The sequence below is a fragment of the Methylobacterium sp. BI1 genome (genome assembly GCF_056680125.1).
Window position 1 is genome coordinate 826114 of sequence record NZ_CM155267.1, and the last position, 17501, is coordinate 843614.

Consider the following 17501-nt stretch of genomic DNA (forward strand, 5'->3'; position numbering starts at 1 on the left):
CTCAGGCGGCCTTCACGGTCTCGAGGAAGCGGTTCACCTCGGTGCCGAGCTGATCGGCCTCCTGCGCCAGGGCGGAGGCCGAGGCGAGGACCTTGGCGGCCGCGGTGCCCGTCGCTTCGGCCGACTGGGCGACGCCTCCGATGGTGGCGGTGATCGCCCCCGTGCCGGTCGCCGCCTCGGCCACGTTGCGGATGATCTCCCGGGTCGCGGAGCCCTGCTGGTCCACCGCCGCCGCGATGGCGTCCGCGGTCTGGCTCATGGTGCGGATCTGCGCGGCGATCGCCTCGATGGCCGTCACCGCCTCGCCGGTCGTGCCCTGGATCGCGTTGATCTGCTGGGTGATCTCCTCCGTCGCCCGGGCGGTCTGATTGGCGAGTTCCTTCACTTCTGCGGCCACCACGGCGAAGCCGCGGCCGGCCTCGCCGGCCCGCGCCGCCTCGATCGTCGCGTTGAGGGCCAGCAGGTTGGTCTGTCCGGCGATGCCCGAGATCATGCCGACGACGTCCCCGATCCGGGCCGCGCCCGTGCTCAGGGCGTGCACCAGGCGGCCGGTGGCATCGGCCTGCCCCACCGCGCCCTGGGCCATCCGGGCCGAGTCCGCGACCTGCCGGCCGATCTCCTCGACGGAGGCGCCGAGTTCCTCGGCCGCACCGGCCACCCGGCCGACATTCTGCGCGGCCATCTCGGCGGCGCCGACGACGGAGCCGGCCCGTCCGGCCGTGCCCTCCGCCGTGCCCGTCATGGTCTGGGCGGTGCCCCGCATCGCCCCCGCGGCCTGCGTGACCCGGCTCAGGATGCCGCTCACCGTCGCCTCGAAGTACTGGGCGGTCTGCTGCATGGCGGCCTTGCGCTGTGCATCGGCGCCCGCCCGCGCCAGGGCGGTCTCCGATTCCAGCGCCTGCATCCGCTCCATCTGGGCGCGGATGGCACGCTCGGAGGCGGCCTGCGCCGCGAAGGCCGTGGCGATGGTGCGGGCGACCCAGGCCAGTACCCCCGTTTCGAGGACCAGGATGACCGCGTGCAGCACCACGCGGGCGAGGTCCGCGCTCCGGGCGCCGCCGGGGAAGATCAGGGCCGGCATCGCGAGGTTCAGGGTCAGGTGATGGCCGGCGACGGCGGCGGCGCAGGCCACCAGGATGGTCCAGTCGCACCAGGCGACGACCACCGCCATGCAGGCGAAGAAGTACATGTGCAGGTCGACCTGCCACGGATGTCCGGCCAGGGCCGAGAGCAGGATCGCGGCCATGCCGATCAGGGACAGGCTGCTCACCAGCCGGGTGGCCAGGCCGATGGCGGAGCGGCGCCACAGCAGCGTGCTGAGGCCGGCGAGGGCCCCGGCGACCGCCAGCGGCACCGGCATCGGATTGCCGGCGAGCCAGGCCGCGAGCGCGATGATCGGCAGGTGCAGCCAGAGGAAGCCGATGAGGAAGCGGCCGAAATGCTGCCGGAGGGTGTCGAGGTTCGTCATCGCCGGGTCGGATCCAGGGGGGAGCGTCAGGGTCTTCGGGTCGGGTCGAAATCTTCGGGTCGAAATCTTCGGGTCGGGTCGGAGCGGTCAGGTTTGCGAGGCGGGCGTGCAGCCCGTGGCGAACCGGGCGTCGATGACGAGCCAGGCACCGGAGGCGTAGAGCCGGGAGACGAGGTCGGCGGATTCGGCCCGCACCACCAGGACGTTGGTCCCGCCGCCCAGGCGCAGGATGGTGCCGCCCGCGCGGGCGACGATGGCGGCGACGTCCTGATCGGGCGGACCGATCACCGCGACGGTCTCGGAAGCGGGGAGCGCCACCAGCCCGGCCGGCAGGATCAGGGTCGCGAGGATCGCCAGAGGTCCGAGGAACCGGTTCGGGCGAGGGGTCGGGGCATCGATCACGAGGAAACCAGTCCGCCTGGAGGCTGTCCTGTGTTAATACCGGCCATTAGTCTAAGAAGCGGTTACAGGGCCGTATTGAGTCATGGAGACCCCGGTCCTGGTCTGCATTTCGCGCCGGTCGAGATGGGTCTGCCGATTTCGTCGATGCCGAACGGACGATCAGCGGCCGTGCCGAGAAGTCGTGTGTGTCGATCGATTGATGGTCTCCGGATCGACAGCGTGAGATCGAAGCATCGCGGGCGTTTCGTGTCGCGACAAGTCCGGATGTCTTCGGAAGAGCGAACCGAGTCGGTCGCACCGCCGGGGGCGCCGTCGCCGCGACGCGGATTGGCATAACGCTTCGTTCACGGTATGTCCCTAACGCTCGGACGGCGCGACGGTCGCGCCCGGAGCCGCGCCAGCCATGACCCAGTCCGCATGACCGTTCCCGTTCGCATCCTCGGCATCGATCCGGGCCTGCGGCGCACCGGCTGGGGCGTCGTCACGGCCACGGGGACCAAGCTCGCCTACGTCGATTGCGGCGTGGTCACCTCGGACGGGGACCTGCCGCTCGCCCTGCGCCTGCGCGAGCTCTACGAGGGCATCAGCCGCATCGTCGGGGCCTTCCAGCCGGACGAGGTCTCGGTCGAGGAGACCTTCGTCAACAAGGACGCGCAGGCGACGCTGAAGCTCGGCCATGCCCGCGCGGTGGCGCTTCTGGTGCCCGCGCTCGCCGGCATGCCGGTGTTCGAGTACTCCGCCAACCTGATCAAGAAGACGGTCGCGGGCTCGGGACACGCCGAGAAGGTCCAGATCCAGGCCATGGTGAAGTTCCTGCTGCCGAAGGCCGAGTTCAAGGTGGCCGACGCCGCGGATGCCCTGGCCATCGCCATCACCCACAACAGCCATCGGGGCGCCCACGCCCTCAAGCGCCAGCACGTGCCCGTGGCGGGGACGAGCAGCCTGGCGGCGGCCCGCATCGCGGCGGCCCTGGCGCGCACCTGACCGCGCCCGCGGCCTGGACTCTCCCCGGTCGCTTGTGCAGTGCCTCTGGGCGCGACGCGTGCGCGCTGGGCGGAGAGCGGACGGAATGGCCGACCACGGAACGATGCGGCCGGCGCTGCCGGTCGGCGAGACGCTTCGGGACGGCGTGAAATCCGCGCTCCCCTCGGTGCGCGGCCTCGGCTCGGCCACCACCGCGGCGTTACTCGTCGTCCTGGCCAAGGAGGCGGCCCACACGCTGCTGGGCGACCCGACGCGGCCCGCGCGCTTCCAGGAGGACATCTTCCTCGTCGATGCCCTCTGCACGATCCTGCTCGCCCCCTACTGGATGGCGATGTTCCGGCTCATCCTCGGCGCCGACCGCGGTGCCGCCGGCTCCGTGCAGGCGGTCGTCGCGGGCCGGGCGGGCCCGTTCCCGGATTTCCTCGCCCTCGAGCTGTTCTGGCTCCTGGTCAGCGGGCTGCTCGACCGGGGGCTGTCGCCGGAACGGCTCGGTCCCGGCTCGCTGATCGTCGGCCTGCTCGCCTGGATCGCCCTCCTGCTCCTGCAGATCTGGACCAGCCTGCTCGCGCCGGCCCTGGCGGTCGGTGCCCCCGACGCGACCCTGCGCGGCGTGCTGGCGATGACCCGGGGCTCTGCCGCCCGGATCGGCCTGATCCTCGTGGCCACGATCCTGCCGCTCGGCCTCGTGGACCGGATGCTGCACGCCCCCGAGCGCGCCGGCACCGACCTGCCCGCCGTCGCCCTGGCCGTCCGGATCCTCGCCTCCGGCCTCATCGACATGGCTCTGCTCGTCCTGGTGACGGCGCTCCTCGCGGAGATCTACCGGCGCCTGCGGCCGTCGGAGCGCGGCCTCACTCCACGGCCTTGAACTCGCCCTCGAGCCGCAGGGACACCTCGTCGCCGAGGAGGGGCAGGAAGGCGCTGATGCCGAACTCCGAGCGCTTGATCACCGCCCGTCCGTCGAAGCCGACGGTGTAGGCCTTGTTCACCGGGTTGATCCCGGCCTGGTTGAAGGTGGCGTCGAAGGCGACCGGCTTCGTCACCCCCTTGAGGGTCAGGTCCCCGTTGACCCGCGCGGTGGTGGGGCTCGTGGGCTCGATGCTGGTGGCGGTGAACGTCGCCTTCGGGAATTTCGCGGTGTCGAAGAAGTCCGGCGCCTTGAGGTGCTGGTTGAGCCGCTCGTCGAGGCCGTTGACGCTGTCGGTGCCGATGGTGACCGTGAGCGTGGATTTCGCCGGCTCCTTCGGGTCGAGCACCGCCTGTGCGGTCACGTCGGTGATCTGGCCGTAATAGGTCGAGAAGCCGAGGTGGCTCACCGACCATGTGATCTTGCCGTGGGCGGAATCGAGCGCATAGGCGCCCGGACGCACCTGGGTCGGATCGCTGGAGGGCGCGGCCGGCGGGGCCGCGGCCGGCGTCTCGGCCGCCCGGGCCGCGCCGGCGGTGAACAGGAGCCCGAAGGCGAGGAGCAGCGCGGTCTGGCGCATCGGGGCGGTCATCCGTGTGTGTCGGGCAGGGCGCCTTTGATTTCACGAACGCCGCGCGGCCTCAAGGCGGGACCGGCGCGGTGGCGACGGGACGCAAGGTTCTGGGACACACGGCTCCGGGACACACGCCTCCGGGACACGGGACTCTGGGCGACATGGCGCTTGCGCCCGACCCCCTGTAGGCAATCCGGCGACGGATGGGCATCCGGCGGCACGAGGGATGGGCACGGCGATGATCGGCAAGCTGAAGGGCGTGGTGGATTCCTATGGCGAGGATTTCGTGATCCTCGACGTGCAGGGCGTCGGCTACGTGGTCCACTGCTCCGCCCGGACGCTCCAGCGCCTGCCCGGCATCGGCGAGGCGGCGGACCTCGCCATCGAGACCCATGTCCGGGAGGACATGATCCGGCTCTACGGCTTCCGCTCGGATGCCGAGCGCGAGTGGTTCCGCCTGCTCCAGACCGTGCAGGGCGTGGGCAGCAAGGTCGCCCTCGGACTGCTCTCGGTGCTCGAGCCCGCGGCCCTCGCCTCGGCCATCGCCATGGGCGACAAGGGCGCGGTGGCGCGGGCACCCGGTGTCGGCCCGCGCCTCGCCGCCCGCCTCGTGGCGGAACTCAAGGACAAGGCCCCGGCCTTCGCGCCCATCGATCCCGCGGTGATCGCGCTGTCCGGTGCGGTGGAGGCGCGCACGGCACCGCAGCCCGTGGCCGACGCCATCTCGGCCCTCGTCAATCTCGGCTACGCCCCGGTCCAGGCCTCCGCGGCCATCGCCGAGGCCCTGAAGAACGCGGGCGAGGGCGCGGAGGCCAAGACCCTCATCCGGCTGGGATTGCGCGAACTCGCCCGGTGACGGGCGATCGATCGTTGGGGCGCGAAGGAATTGTGCCCTTGACGCCTGCCATGCCCGTTGCCAGTTTGGGCGGAGGAAGCTAACCTGCTGAAAGTAAAGCAGTTTTCAATTGTTCTAATCTACGCGCCAACGCGATGCACGGGCTCAGCTTTTGCGCTCTGGCGTCACCACCGCCTCAGATTCGACGAAGTGGCCGGGTGAAAACCCCACCCGGCGGCCTCACCCGACACGCGAGCCACGCACGAGTTACGGTCCCGTATGATCGTCTGTTCCTGCAACGTCCTGTCCGATCGCGCGGTGCGCGCCTGCCTGCATCGCGGCCCGGATTGTCCGCGCACGCCGGCCCAGGTCCAGGCCTGCCTCGGCTGCAGCCCGAAATGCGGGCGCTGCGCCCGCACGATCCGCGGCATCCTGCAGAACGCCCTCGAAAATGCCCGCGATGAGGCCGCGCATGCGTGCACGGCGACTTGCGCGAGCTCCCGTAGTTTGGTCAAGGTCCAGACTGCGGAGGAGGGGATCGCCGCCTGAGCGCCCATTCCGGGTGCTGAAGCTCCCCTCCGGCGACACGTGCCTCAAGGGAGATTGGGCGGATGAAGGGTGATGCGAAGGTCGTCGAGTACCTCAATCGGGGACTGCGCAGCGAGCTCACGGCGGTCAGCCAGTACTGGCTCCATTTCCGCATGCTCAACGACTGGGGTTACATCGAGCTCGCCAAGTTCTGGCGCAAGGAATCCATCGAGGAGATGAACCACGCGGATCGGTTCATCGACCGGATCCTGTTCCTCGACGGCTTCCCGAACCTGCAGGAGCTCGACGCCCTGCGGATCGGCCAGAACGTCCAGGAGATCATCGAGTGCGACCTCGCCGCCGAGAACGAGGCGCGGTCCCTCTATCTCGAGGCGGCCAAGTACTGCGACTCGATCAACGACCGGGTGTCCAAGCGCCTGTTCGAGGATCTGGCCGAGGACGAGGAGGGCCATATCGACTTCCTCGAGACGCAGCTGGAGCTGATCGCGCAGATCGGCCTGCCGCTCTACGCCCAGAAGCATATCGGCGGCCTGGAGCCGATCGCTCCGGAAGCCGAGTAAGAACCGGACCGCGCCGGGCTCGCGGGCCCGGCGCTTAAGCGGACAGAACGCGCTGATAAATCTCGAGTAGGGGCAGGGAGACGCCGATCGCCGGCAGGTCGAGCACGCCGTCGAGACCTTCGATGACCCGAAAGCCCAGCCACAGACCGTCCATCCGATCGTAGACTTCCGGGTGGGCGCGATCCCTGGCGACCAGAACGTAATGCTGGAGCGCGGGCAGCCGCTGATAGATCTGCCATTTTTCGAAGCGATCCCGAGCCTCCGTCCCGGGAGAGAGCACTTCGAACACCACGCGCGGGTTGTCGACCGAGGTCGCTCCCGGCTCGATGTCACCGCAGACTACGATCACGTCCGGCAGCATGGCCACTTCCAGGGCGCAGCTCTTCATGAAGAAGGGTTCTGTGAAAGCCTGGCAGGCGCCGCCCGCCGCGTCGAACTGGTTGCCCAGACGCCGAGCAATATTCTGAACGATCCGCGCATGCTCCCAGCGTGCGCCGACCATCATCCGGACCACCCGGCCGCCGATCAGCTCCCAACGCTCGTTCCGAGGCTTGTCAGCGAGGAGTTCCTCGAAGTCGTCCAGGGCCATCCATTCGAATTCCTGCGACGCACCGTCCATGACAAATCCCCCGCTGCCCCTCGCCCCTCCGCCGCGCGGAGAATGTAGCGCGAACGGCGCCTTTGTGCGACATCCAGCGGGAGAACAGATGATGGACACAGGGCGCCCGCGCCCCCACCGAGAGTCCGTGTGAGCAAGCTTCCCAAGTCCCCGTCGTCGCGGCCTTCCTCACCGAAGCCGTCGTCGCCGAAGTCCCCGACGCTGCACCCGCTTCCCGAATCGCTGCTCACCCCCGAGCGGCGCGAGGACGACCTGGAGCAGTCGATCCGGCCCTTGAACCTGTCCGAATTCATCGGGCAGCGGGCCGCGCGCGCCAACATGAGCATCTTCATCGAATCGGCCAAGAAGACCGGCTCGGCCCTGGACCACGTCCTGTTCGTCGGTCCGCCCGGCCTCGGCAAGACGACGCTCGCGCAGATCGTGGCCCGCGAGCTCGGGGTGAACTTCCGCTCCACCTCCGGCCCGGTCATCGCCAAGGCGGGCGACCTCGCCGCCCAGCTGACGAACCTGGAAGAGCGCGACGTGCTCTTCATCGACGAGATCCACCGCCTCAACCCGGCAGTGGAGGAAATCCTCTATCCGGCGATGGAGGATTACCAGCTCGACCTCATCATCGGCGAAGGGCCGGCCGCCCGCTCGGTGAAGATCGAGCTGCCGAAATTCACCCTGGTGGGGGCCACCACCCGCGCCGGCCTGCTGACCACGCCCCTGCGCGACCGCTTCGGCATCCCGATCCGGCTGGAATTCTACGACGTCGACGAGCTCGAGCTCATCGTCAGCCGCGGCGCGCGGGTGCTCGGCCTCGGCATGTCGCCGGAGGGCGCCAACGAGATCGCCAAGCGCGCCCGGGGCACGCCCCGCATCGCCGGCCGCCTCCTGCGCCGGGTGCGCGACTTCGCCATCGTGGCCGACGCGCCGACGGTGACCCGCGCCATCGCCGACCGGGCGCTGCAGCTCCTCGACGTCGATCCGGCCGGGCTCGACGTGATGGACCGCAAGTACCTGACGATGATCGCGAGCTCCTTCAACGGCGGCCCGGTCGGGATCGAGACCATCGCGGCCGCGCTGTCGGAGCCCCGCGACGCCATCGAGGACATCATCGAGCCGTTCCTGATCCAGAAGGGCTTCGTCCAGCGCACGCCGCGCGGGCGCATGCTCACGCCCCACGCCTTCCGCCACATGGGCTTTCCCGAGCCGCGGCGCGAGCCGAGCGGGCAGTTCGGCCTGTTCAACGCCGACGATCCGGACGCCTGAGCGCCGCGCGCGGCCGAGGGATCAGGCCGCGTCGCGCCGGTCGGGCCGGGCGTCCGCGCGCTCCGGCAGGGCGAAGGCCCGGCGGGTCAGGATATCCGCGAGGTCGGGGGCCGGCAGGGCCCGGCTGAAGAGGAAGCCCTGCAGCTCGTCGCAGCCCTCCGCCTCGAGGATGGCGGCCTGCTCGGCGGTCTCGACGCCCTCGGCGACGATGCCCATGTTGCAGGCCTTGCCGAGGCCCACCAGGGCCCGGACGATGGCGATGCTTCCCCCGTCCTGCCCGAGGGTGCGGACGAAGGACTGGTCGATCTTGAGCTTGTCGAAGGGAAAGCGGCGCAGGTAGCTGACGCTCGAGTAGCCCGTGCCGAAATCGTCCATGGCGATCCGGAGACCCAGGGCCTGCAGGCGATGCAGGATCTGGAAGGTGTCGGCGTGGTCGCGCAGCAGCACGGATTCGGTGATCTCCAGTTCCAGCCGGCTCGCCAGGAGCCCGGCGCCGATCAGCGCGCCCGTCACGTCCTCGACGAGATCGCCGCGGACGAACTGCACGGAGGACAGGTTGACGGCGATCTTGAGCGTCTCCGGCCAGGTCGCCGCCTCGCGGCAGGCCTGGGCGAGGACCCAGGCGCCGATCGACCGGATCAGGCCCATCTCCTCGGCCAGCGGGATGAAGGTGGCCGGACTGATCAGCCCCTCCCGGGGATGGCGCCAGCGCAGCAGCGCCTCGAAGCCGTTGAGGGTCCGGGTCCCGGCCGCGACGAGGGGTTGGTAATGCAGCTCGAACTGCCCGGCCGCCAGGGCGCGCCGCAGCTCGGTCCCGAGCTGGTGCCGGCGCTGGATGTCCACGTCCATGTCGGTCTCGAAGAAGCGCCAGGTGCCCCGGCCCGCCCCCTTGGCCTGGTACAGGGCCACGTCGGCCCGGCGCAGGACGGCGTCGCTCTCGGTGTCCGTCGGCTCCACCAGGGCGATGCCGATGCTGGTGCCGATGACGATCTCCTGGTCCTGGACCGTGAAGGGCTTCTGCAGCATCGCGACGAGGCGCGCGGCGAGATCGGCCGCGTCCCCGGGCGCGACGATCCCGGACTGGACGATGGCGAACTCGTCGCCGCCCAGGCGCGCGACGAAATCGGAGGCGCGCAGGCAATCCCGCAGGCGCTGCCCCGTCAGGCACAGGAGGGCGTCGCCGGCCGGGTGACCCAGGGTGTCGTTGACCCCCTTGAAGCCGTCGAGGTCGAGGTAGAGCACCGCCGTCCGCCGGGCACCGCCGCGGCCGGCGAGCACCCCCGCCATGTGCTCGCGCAGGAAGGCCCGGTTGGGCAGTCCGGTCAGCGCGTCGTGGCGCGCCATCCGGACGATCCGCGCCTCGCTCTGGCGCCGCTCCGTGACGTCCTCGTGCGTGCATTGCCAGCCGCCCCGGATCGGAACGTGCTTGATGGCGATGGCCCGCCCATCGGCGAGATCCCAGGTGAAGGAGGCGGGCGCCCGCGTGGCCTCCTCCGGGTCGGGCCAGGGCGGGGCGCGATCGCCGTTGCCCGCCGTGAGATGGGCCCGGATGGCCGCCAGCGGGGTGCCGGGCTGGCGCAGGTCCGGCGGGACGCCGTGCAGCGCGACGTAGCGCGCGTTCATCACGATCAGCCGGTTGTCCTGGTCGAACAGGCAGAGGCCCTGGGCCATGGTGTCGAGGGCGACGCCGAAGCGGGCATATTGGGTGCGGAGCGCGTGTTCGCTGCGGGCCCGCTCCTCCGCGCGCAGCAGCCGTTCCTGGCCGCTGGCCTGACGCCGGCCGAGCACGAAGAGCCCGACGAGCCCGAGGTCGAGGAGGCCGGCGGCCGCGCCCAGCACCGTGGCCTGGCGGCGCCAGGGGGCCAGGGCCGCCGCGGTGGTCCGGCTGACGCTGAGGATCGCCGGATAGTTCGAGAGGGTCCGGGTCGCGATGAGCCGGTCCTGCTGGTCGATCGGACTGACGGTCCGGGTCACGCCGCCGGCCTTGTTCTGCAGGGCGATCAGGGCGGCGCCGGTCGTGGTGTAGCCGCGGCCGATCGCGTTCTCCCGATGTGGGTGGCGCACCAGCAGCACGCCGTCGGTGCGGAACAGGGAGATCACGTAGTCGGGCTGCGGCGCGATCTGGCCGTAGAGGCCGGCGAAGTACTCCAGCTCCACCGCGCCGAGCACGAGCCCGAGGAACGTCCCGTCCGGGGCGGAGATCTTGCGGGCGATGTACAGGGTCCAGGTTCCGTTGCCGCGGTTCTGCACCGGCTCGCTGACGAAGCGCTGGAGCAGCGGGTCCGCGGCCAGGGCCTTGAAGTAGTCCCGGTCGGCGATGTTTACGTCCGGGATGGGCCAGTAGCGGCTGAAGTTGCGCAGGGTCCCGGTGTGATCGACCACCGTGACGGCGTTGACCTGGGGCAGCGCCGCTGTGCGGGCCCTCAGGGACTCGTGCATGGCGCGCGTGGTGAGCTGGACCGCGAAGGCCGCCGGCGTGGCCACCTCGGCGGTGCGGATCTCGTCGATGAGGGAGTCCTGCACCAGCTCGATCGCCTGCAGGGCCCGGTCGGCCTGGTCCGCCAGGACGGTGGTGAGGCTGACGAGGTTCTGCTCGGTATCGGCGACGGCCCGGGTGTGCAGGTCCGCGATGAAGAGCGCGGCACCCGCGGCGATTGCCAGAAAAAGAACACCACTAGCAGTAGCAAGCAAGATGAAAGAGCCGGCGCAAAGGTTTTTCGCTAGGGCGATCAGATGGACCGATCGTCTCCGAACGCTGGCCGTAAGCATGTTCCTATCCTTGTACCGCCGCGACGGCACAGACCTGGACCCGGAGCGCCTCGACATTGCTTTGCAGAAGCGTCAGGTGCTCGGCGCACGGGCGCCTTCCGGTTGATCAACGTGGGAACGCCTTAATTTTTCGTCCGTGCTTTCCGGCGGAATGTTCGCTCCGTCCGCGCCGGTGCGCGCCCCGCCGACACGCCCCGGTCGACCGCGCGGCGCGGCTTCCCGCGGCCCGGCGTTGCCCGCCCTTCGGAATCTGCTAGAGCGGCCCCGCGCCCGGAAGACGCGGGAGCCCCGTCGCGCGGGCTTCGGCGCGCGGCCTGCGGGACGCGCGGCGCGGCGGCGCCCCAAGGGCGCATCGCGGGGTTATTCATCACAAAGTCGGGAGACGCGACCTTGACCCAGCCCGAACCCGGCGTTCACGCCCTCGCGGTGCGCGTCTATTACGAGGACACCGACTTCTCGGGCTTCGTCTATCACGCGAGCTACCTGCGCTTCATGGAGCGGGGGCGCACCGAGCTCCTGCGCGGGCTCGCGGGCGACCAGTCGGACCTGCACCGGGACGCGGCCGGCCTGCACTTCGTCGTGCGCCGCATGGTGATCGACTACGCCAAGCCGGCGCGGATGGACGACCTCCTCGACGTCAGGACCTGGACGACCACGATGAAGGGCGCCTCGATGCACCTCGCCCAGGAGGTCCGGCGGGGCGGCGAGGTGCTGGTGAAGGCCGAGGTCGTCGTCGCCTGCGTCCGCGACGGCCGCGCGATCCGCCTGCCCGACAGCCTGCGGCGGGTCCTGTCCCCGGAGCGCGGCGATCCCGAACCCGCGCCCCGGTCAGCCTAGCGGGGCCGGTGCCGACGTCCGGCCTTGGACCCGGACGTGGCCGCGTCCGCGTCAGATCTTGCGGACTTCGCCCAGGAAGAGCTTGACCGCGCCCGCCACCGCCTCGATCTCGCGATTGAGATCCGCGGTCGCGCGCAGCATGCTCTGGGCCGCGTCGGCCGAATCCGTCGCGCTCGTGGCGACGGCCGCGACGCTGGAACTCACCGTCTCGGTCCGGCCCGAGGCCTCCTCGACGCTGCGGCGGATCTCGGTGGAGGTGGCCGACTGCTCCTCGACGGCCGAGCCGACGGAGATGGCGCTCTCGTCGATCCTCCCGATGATCCCGGCGATGCGCTCGATGGTGGAGGCCGTGGACGTCGTCGCGGCCTGGATCATCGCGACCTGGCGGGACACGTCGTCCGTCGCCCGGGCGGTCTGGGCCGCGAGTTCCTTGACCTCGCTGGCCACGACCGCGAAGCCGCGCCCGGCCGGACCGGCGCGGGCCGCCTCGATGGTCGCGTTGAGGGCGAGGAGGTTGGTCTGGCTGGCGATCTGTCCGATCATCCCGACGACCTGGCCGATATGGGTCGAGTTCTCGCTGAGGGCGCGCACGCTCGCGACCGCCTGCCGGGCCTCCTCCACCGCCTCGCTCGTGACCGAGCGGGAGCGGTTCATCTGCTGGGTGATCTCCGCATTGGCGGCGTTGAGTTCATCGACCGCCGTCGCCACCGTCCGGACGTTGGCCGAGGTGCCGGCCGCGCCGGTCGAGGCCATCGCGGCGGCGTGGGAGGTCTCGCCGGTCTTCGCCAGGACCTGGTTGGCGGAATCGCGCATCGTGTCGGTCGCGCCGCCGGCGGCGTCCAGGGCGCCCTGAATCGCCGAATCGAAGGCCGAGATCGCCTCGGCGAACGGGGTCACGTCGGCCCAGGACAGGACGGCCGCGATGTAGGCGCCCTTCGCCATCACCGCCGAGACGTGCAGGTCGAGGGTCTTGGGGCCGAGGCGGATCTTGGTGCGCCAGGGGAGGCGGGACGGGTCGGCGACGATGCTGCGCTGGTGGTGGGGGTTCTCGTGGAACACATCCATCGAGGTTCCCACCATGCGGTCGGGATTCACCTCCCGCGGCAGGTATTGCCGCAGGGCGTGCATCGTCTCGACGCTGCGCCGATTGGCATAGGTGATGTTGGCGCTGACGGGATCGAGGACGAGGACGTTGACCGGGAGCGCATCCAGCACGGCCTCCCAGTCGATCTGCGCACCGACATCGATCCCGATCTCGGGTTGCGGCCGGCGCAAGGACCCGAAGAGCGCTCTTTGGCTGGTCATGGGCTGAGCTTTCCGGTCTGGGTCTGTATTTTGTGATACTGCGTCTCTATGCATTTTATTGGTTAAACAAGTCTAAATCGGAAGTTGAACACTTTTTGCTCAACTGAATTCCAGGGGCCGCCGTCCGTCGGGGGCCGAAGGAGGGGCGGCCGGGCGACGGGGGTGGGCCGCAAGGGAATGTTAACCCTGCCGGGTGCTTAACTGCCCAGGGGTCGGGCGGGTGCGATGCACAAGGCCGGCCCATACTTTCGACAGATTCGCGGGCCATTGAGCCTTGAAATCGCTCAAGGTTCCGGTTGAAGCGCGCAAGACGGACCACCGGTTCCGTGACGGCTCCGCGCGGGGTTTTTCGAGGATCATGTCATGAACCCAGCCGATGCCATGCAGGCGATGCCGGCCCCCGACATGACGCTGCTCGGCCTGTTCCTGCAGGCGCATTTCGTCGTCAAGATCGTGATGCTCGGCCTGATCGGCGCCTCGATCTGGTGCTGGTCGATTATCGTCGACAAGACCCTTCTGTTCCGCCGCACCAAGGCCGAGATGGACGCCTTCGAGGAGGCGTTCTGGTCCGGCCGTTCCCTGGAGGAGCTGTACCGCTCGTTCAACGACCGGCAGCCGGTGGGGCAGGGCGCCCTGTTCGTGGCCGCGATGCGCGAGTGGAAGCGCTCCTTCGAGGGCTCCGGCCGCCAGATCCAGAGCCTGTCCCAGCGCATCGACAAGGTGCTGGACGTGACCATCCAGCGCGAGGTCGAGCGCCTCGAGTCGCGCCTGCTCTTCCTGGCCTCCATCGGTTCGGCCGGCCCCTATATCGGCCTGTTCGGCACGGTCTGGGGCATCATGACCGCCTTCACGTCGATCGCGGCCTCCAAGAACACCTCGCTGGCCGTGGTGGCGCCCGGCATCGCCGAGGCTCTGTTCGCCACCGCCATCGGCCTCTTCGCCGCCATCCCGGCGGTGCTCGCCTACAACAAGCTGCAGGCCACGGTGGCCAAGAACCAGTCGCGCCTCGAGGGCTTCGCCGACGAGTTCTCCGCCATCCTGTCCCGGCAGATCGACGAGCGCCTCTCGCTCGTCGCCTGACCCCACTCCCACACCCGAGGAACGATCATGGGCATGGCCCACGGAGCAGCGCAGGGTGGCGGCGGACGGCGTCGGCGGGGACGCCGGCACGCGGCCATCAACGAGATCAACATGACGCCGTTCATCGACGTCGTGCTCGTGCTGCTGATCGTCTTCATGGTCGCGGCGCCGATGATGACGGTGGGCGTGCCCCTCGACCTGCCGCAATCGAAGGCGAGCCCGCTCAATTCCGACACCAAGCCCGTGACCCTGTCGATCCGGCAATCCGGCCAGGTCTTCCTCGGGGAGAGTGAACTCTCCGACGACACCATCGTCCCGAAGCTCACCGAGACGGCCAAGTCCGGCTTCGAGGAGCGCGTCTTCGTGCGCGGCGACAAGCGGGTCGATTACGGCCGCGTCGCCCAGGTGATGGCGATCGTGACCGCCGGCGGCTTCAAGAAGGTCGCCCTGGTCACCGAGCCGGACCAGAAGTAGCGGGCCCGGCGGTGCGGATTCCCTTCAAGCGCAGTGAACCGGGCGTCTGGGTCTCGGCGGCGACGCATGTCGGCCTGCTGACGGTCGCCCTGCTTTCGGTGGCGGCCCCCGCCCTGCCGGATGCGCAGGAGGGCGTGCCGGTCGAGGTGATGACCGAGCAGCAATATTCGGAGCTGACCAAGGGCGAGCGCAACGCCGATGCGCCGCAGCCCAACGCCAAGCCGCGCGCCGACCGCGTCGCCGAGAAGTTCGAGGAGCGCGAGCCCGAGAACGCCAAGGTCGATGCCCCGGCTCCCCCGAAGCGCCCCGCCGACATGAAGGTGGCGAGCGCCGAGGAGATGCCGCTGCGTTCCAGCGAGCCCGACCCGCAGGAAGCCAAGGCCGAAGCGGCCAAGGAAGCCGCCAAGGAAGCCGCCAAGGAAGCCGCCAAGGCGGCCAAGGCCGAGGCTGCCAAGGCTGCCGCTGCCGAGGCCAAGGCTGCCGCCGCCGCGGAAGCCAAGGCTGCCGCCGCCGCCAAGGCGAAGGCCGAGGCGGTCAAGCGCGAGCAACTCGCCGAGCTGATCGAGAAGCAGGAAGCCGAGGCGGAGGCCAAGGCCGAGGCCGCTGCCAAGGCGGAAGCCGCGAAGGCCGCGGCCGCCGCCAAGGCGAAAGCCGAGGCCAAGGCCAGGGCCGACGCGCAAGCCAAGGCCGAGAAGGAAGCGGAAGCCAAGGCCGAGAAGGAAGCGAAGGCCGTGGCGGAGGCGAAGGCCAAGGCGGAGGCGGAGCGCCAGAAGGAGCTCGCCGAAGCGAAGGCCGAGGCGGAAGCCGAAGCGAAGGCGGAAGCCGCCGCCAAGGCCAAGGCCGAGGCCGCCGCCAAGGCGAAGGCCAAGGCGATGGCCGATGCCAAGGCGAAGGCCGACGCGGAGGCCAAGGCCAAGAAGCAGGCCGAGCTCGCCGACAAGTTCAGCGCCGGCGACATCCGCTCCCTGCTCGCCTCGAAGGCGCCCTCGCAATCCACCGGCGCCACCGGCCGCGAGGTTCAGCGCACCGCTTCCCTGGGCGCGGCCTCCGGCAATGCCCAGCGCCTGTCGCCGTCCCTGCGCGACGCCCTGGTGGGCATGCTGCAGCAGCAGATCGAGCGCTGCTACGTCGCGCCCCCCGGCGCCACCCAGGGCGTGGTGCTGCCGATGCTCGACATCCGGCTGAACCCGGACGGCACGCTCACCTCCGAGCCCCGCATCATGCGCGGCGGGGCCAACGCCGTGGATCGCTCCATCGCCGAGGCGGCGCAGCGCGCCGTGCGCCGCTGCGCGCCCTACAAGATCCCGGCCCAGTACGCGCCCTACTACAACGACTGGAAAGCCATCAACGCGGAGTTCGAGTTCTCGCGGGCGTGATGCGGCGGCCCCGTCCGGGCCCTGCTTCCGCGCGTCGCGCCTCCGCGCGGGGCGCGGCGGCGTCTCGGGCGGCCTCTCGGCTTCCCCCGCGCGCGGCGGGGGCGACCCCATCGCGCCCCCCGCCAGGACCCATCCCCGATCCTCGCATTCCCACGACCACGGAATCGATCATGCATCGCAGTCTTCTCGAGAGCCCGGTGTCCAAGGGCCTGACGTCGCTCCTCGCCCTCCTGGCCCTGCTCCTGCTCGGCCTGACCCCGGCGGCGGCGCAGTTGAACCTGCGCATCGGCGGCGGCTCGTTCCAGCCGATGCCGATCGCGGTCACGGATTTCACCGGCGACCCGAGCCTGGGGCTCCTCGTCTCCAGCGTGGTGACGAACAACCTGCGGCGCTCGGGCTACTTCACCCCGGTGGAGAAGGCGAAGTTCCCCGAGGCGCCGGCCTTCGATTCGGTGCCCGGCTTCGAGAAGTGGCGGGCCGCCGGGGTCCAGGCCCTGATCACGGGCCGCGTCGCCCGCGACGCCGGCGGCAAGCTCAAGGTCGAGTTCCGCCTCTGGGACGTCACCTCCGGCCAGCAGATGACCGGCCAGCAATACGGCACCGATCCGGCCAATGCCCGCCGCACCGGCCACCTCATCTCGGATGCGGTCTACACCAAGATCACCGGCCTCGGGCCGTGGTTCGACAGCCGCATCGCCTTCGTGGACGAGTCGGGCTCGAAGGAACATCGGCGCAAGCGCCTGATGGTGATGGACCAGGACGGCGCCAACGTGCGGGCGCTCACGAACGGCGAGAACGCCGTGGTCGCGCCGCGCTACTCGCCGGCGACCCAGGACATCGCCTTCATGACCCAGACCACCGGCCAGCAGCCGCGCATCCAGGTCATCAACCTGGAGACCGGCAGCCGGCAGGCGCTCGGCAAGGCCGACTCGATGAGCACCAGCCCGCGCTTCTCGCCCGACGGCCGCCGCCTCGTGATGAGCGTGCAGCAGGGCGGCAACGCCGACATCGTGGTCATGGACCTCGCCTCGAAGGCCCAGACGCCGATCACCAACGGCAACGCCATCGACACCTCGCCGACCTTCTCGCCGGACGGCAGCCAGATCGTCTTCGAATCCGACCGCGGCGGCTCGCAGCAGATCTACGTGATGAGCGCCTCGGGGGGCACGCCCACCCGCCTCTCCTTCGGCGAGGGCTCGGCCTCGCAGCCGGCCTGGTCTCCGCGCGGTGACCTCATCGCCTTCACCCGCCAGCGCAAGGGCGGCTTCGCCATCTGCGTGATGAAGCCGGACGGCTCGGGCGAGCGCGTGCTCACGGAAGGCTTCCACAACGAGGGCCCGACCTTCGCGCCGAACGGCCAGTACGTGCTGTTCTTCCGCGATCCGGGCGGCCAGGGCGGCGGCAAGCTCTACATGGTCGACATCACCGGCAAGGTGGAGCAGCCGGTGCCGACTCCGTCCTACGCGTCGGACCCGACCTGGTCGCCGCTGCTGTCGGGGAAGTAGGGC

The 17501-nt window shown here is 70.2% G+C and carries 17 protein-coding genes; 11 read left to right on the forward strand and 6 right to left on the reverse strand.

The genetic code is table 11. From position 1 onward, the window contains the following. Position 1: 1 nt before the first annotated feature. The gene (locus tag AC1MGR_RS04000) at positions 2-1468 is read right to left on the reverse strand and encodes a methyl-accepting chemotaxis protein (RefSeq protein ID WP_108035493.1); all 1467 of its coding nucleotides are present in this window, start codon (positions 1466-1468) and stop codon (positions 2-4) included. Between the two features lie 87 nt (positions 1469-1555). Continuing rightward, positions 1556-1870 (reverse strand): hypothetical protein, encoded by a 315-nt coding sequence (locus AC1MGR_RS04005; protein WP_480233741.1) that lies wholly within the window; start codon positions 1868-1870, stop codon positions 1556-1558. A 417-nt stretch (positions 1871-2287) separates the two neighbouring features. Between AC1MGR_RS04005 and ruvC the strand changes: the two genes are divergently transcribed. Then, complete coding sequence (ruvC, locus tag AC1MGR_RS04010) at positions 2288-2854, forward strand: crossover junction endodeoxyribonuclease RuvC (protein WP_108035491.1); 567 nt, start codon at positions 2288-2290, stop codon at positions 2852-2854. A gap of 85 nt (positions 2855-2939) precedes the next feature. Continuing rightward, a complete protein-coding gene (locus AC1MGR_RS04015) occupies positions 2940-3722 on the forward strand; it encodes a hypothetical protein (protein WP_480233742.1) in 783 nt (260 codons plus the stop codon). On the opposite strand, the gene AC1MGR_RS04020 is transcribed toward AC1MGR_RS04015, so the two are convergent. After that, on the reverse strand, positions 3706-4353 hold the full coding sequence (locus tag AC1MGR_RS04020) for a YceI family protein (protein ID WP_480233743.1): 648 nt from the start codon (positions 4351-4353) through the stop codon (positions 3706-3708). The two genes, AC1MGR_RS04015 and AC1MGR_RS04020, sit on opposite strands and share 17 nt — an antisense overlap. A gap of 220 nt (positions 4354-4573) precedes the next feature. Between AC1MGR_RS04020 and ruvA the strand changes: the two genes are divergently transcribed. The 3 genes from ruvA to bfr all read left to right on the forward strand — a co-directional run bounded on the left by ruvA (position 4574) and on the right by bfr (position 6279). Then, positions 4574-5191 carry a Holliday junction branch migration protein RuvA gene (ruvA, locus tag AC1MGR_RS04025; RefSeq protein ID WP_056352855.1) on the forward strand — a complete coding sequence of 206 codons (618 nt, stop codon included), beginning with the start codon at positions 4574-4576 and terminating at the stop codon, positions 5189-5191. 258 nt (positions 5192-5449) lie between these two features. Continuing rightward, the gene (locus tag AC1MGR_RS04030; RefSeq protein ID WP_480233744.1) at positions 5450-5719 is read left to right on the forward strand and encodes a (2Fe-2S)-binding protein; all 270 of its coding nucleotides are present in this window, start codon (positions 5450-5452) and stop codon (positions 5717-5719) included. 62 nt (positions 5720-5781) lie between these two features. Continuing rightward, the gene (gene bfr, locus AC1MGR_RS04035; RefSeq protein ID WP_108035488.1) at positions 5782-6279 is read left to right on the forward strand and encodes a bacterioferritin; all 498 of its coding nucleotides are present in this window, start codon (positions 5782-5784) and stop codon (positions 6277-6279) included. Positions 6280-6313: 34 nt separating this feature from the next. Here bfr and AC1MGR_RS04040 read toward each other — a convergent pair whose 3' ends face one another. After that, the gene (locus tag AC1MGR_RS04040) at positions 6314-6868 is read right to left on the reverse strand and encodes a Uma2 family endonuclease (protein ID WP_480233745.1); all 555 of its coding nucleotides are present in this window, start codon (positions 6866-6868) and stop codon (positions 6314-6316) included. A 231-nt stretch (positions 6869-7099) separates the two neighbouring features. Here AC1MGR_RS04040 and ruvB point away from each other — a divergent pair, with 231 nt between their 5' ends. Beyond that, positions 7100-8152: a Holliday junction branch migration DNA helicase RuvB gene (ruvB, locus tag AC1MGR_RS04045; protein WP_480234926.1), complete on the forward strand. Its 1053-nt coding sequence runs from the start codon at positions 7100-7102 to the stop codon at positions 8150-8152. 21 nt (positions 8153-8173) lie between these two features. On the opposite strand, the gene AC1MGR_RS04050 is transcribed toward ruvB, so the two are convergent. Beyond that, positions 8174-10843, reverse strand: a complete 2670-nt coding sequence (locus AC1MGR_RS04050; RefSeq protein WP_480233746.1) for a bifunctional diguanylate cyclase/phosphodiesterase — start codon at positions 10841-10843, stop codon at positions 8174-8176. Positions 10844-11311: 468 nt separating this feature from the next. On the opposite strand from AC1MGR_RS04050, the gene ybgC reads away from it, so the two are divergent. Then, positions 11312-11758, forward strand: coding sequence for a tol-pal system-associated acyl-CoA thioesterase (gene ybgC, locus AC1MGR_RS04055; RefSeq protein WP_480233747.1), 447 nt, complete (start codon positions 11312-11314; stop codon positions 11756-11758). A gap of 51 nt (positions 11759-11809) precedes the next feature. Here ybgC and AC1MGR_RS04060 read toward each other — a convergent pair whose 3' ends face one another. Continuing rightward, positions 11810-13063 carry a methyl-accepting chemotaxis protein gene (locus AC1MGR_RS04060; protein ID WP_480233748.1) on the reverse strand — a complete coding sequence of 418 codons (1254 nt, stop codon included), beginning with the start codon at positions 13061-13063 and terminating at the stop codon, positions 11810-11812. A gap of 363 nt (positions 13064-13426) precedes the next feature. Between AC1MGR_RS04060 and tolQ the strand changes: the two genes are divergently transcribed. The 4 genes from tolQ (at position 13427) to tolB (ending at position 17498) form a co-directional block, all read left to right on the forward strand. After that, complete coding sequence (tolQ, locus tag AC1MGR_RS04065; protein ID WP_055947271.1) at positions 13427-14143, forward strand: protein TolQ; 717 nt, start codon at positions 13427-13429, stop codon at positions 14141-14143. 27 nt (positions 14144-14170) lie between these two features. Then, the gene (locus tag AC1MGR_RS04070) at positions 14171-14617 is read left to right on the forward strand and encodes an ExbD/TolR family protein (RefSeq protein ID WP_055947274.1); all 447 of its coding nucleotides are present in this window, start codon (positions 14171-14173) and stop codon (positions 14615-14617) included. An 11-nt stretch (positions 14618-14628) separates the two neighbouring features. Further along, a complete protein-coding gene (gene tolA, locus AC1MGR_RS04075; protein ID WP_480233749.1) occupies positions 14629-15993 on the forward strand; it encodes a cell envelope integrity protein TolA in 1365 nt (454 codons plus the stop codon). A 170-nt stretch (positions 15994-16163) separates the two neighbouring features. Further along, the gene (gene tolB, locus AC1MGR_RS04080) at positions 16164-17498 is read left to right on the forward strand and encodes a Tol-Pal system beta propeller repeat protein TolB (protein ID WP_480233750.1); all 1335 of its coding nucleotides are present in this window, start codon (positions 16164-16166) and stop codon (positions 17496-17498) included. Positions 17499-17501: the final 3 nt, after the last annotated feature.

Coding starts and splice junctions, on each gene's coding strand:
- AC1MGR_RS04040 (WP_480233745.1), bottom strand. CDS start 6,868: ATGGCCCTGGACGACTTCGAGGAACTCCTCGCTGACAAGCCTCGGAAC.
- tolB (WP_480233750.1), top strand. CDS start 16,164: ATGCATCGCAGTCTTCTCGAGAGCCCGGTGTCCAAGGGCCTGACGTCG.
- bfr (WP_108035488.1), top strand. CDS start 5,782: ATGAAGGGTGATGCGAAGGTCGTCGAGTACCTCAATCGGGGACTGCGC.
- AC1MGR_RS04060 (WP_480233748.1), bottom strand. CDS start 13,063: ATGACCAGCCAAAGAGCGCTCTTCGGGTCCTTGCGCCGGCCGCAACCC.
- AC1MGR_RS04015 (WP_480233742.1), top strand. CDS start 2,940: ATGGCCGACCACGGAACGATGCGGCCGGCGCTGCCGGTCGGCGAGACG.
- AC1MGR_RS04070 (WP_055947274.1), top strand. CDS start 14,171: ATGGGCATGGCCCACGGAGCAGCGCAGGGTGGCGGCGGACGGCGTCGG.
- AC1MGR_RS04020 (WP_480233743.1), bottom strand. CDS start 4,353: ATGACCGCCCCGATGCGCCAGACCGCGCTGCTCCTCGCCTTCGGGCTC.
- tolQ (WP_055947271.1), top strand. CDS start 13,427: ATGAACCCAGCCGATGCCATGCAGGCGATGCCGGCCCCCGACATGACG.
- AC1MGR_RS04000 (WP_108035493.1), bottom strand. CDS start 1,468: ATGACGAACCTCGACACCCTCCGGCAGCATTTCGGCCGCTTCCTCATC.
- ruvA (WP_056352855.1), top strand. CDS start 4,574: ATGATCGGCAAGCTGAAGGGCGTGGTGGATTCCTATGGCGAGGATTTC.
- ruvC (WP_108035491.1), top strand. CDS start 2,288: ATGACCGTTCCCGTTCGCATCCTCGGCATCGATCCGGGCCTGCGGCGC.
- AC1MGR_RS04030 (WP_480233744.1), top strand. CDS start 5,450: ATGATCGTCTGTTCCTGCAACGTCCTGTCCGATCGCGCGGTGCGCGCC.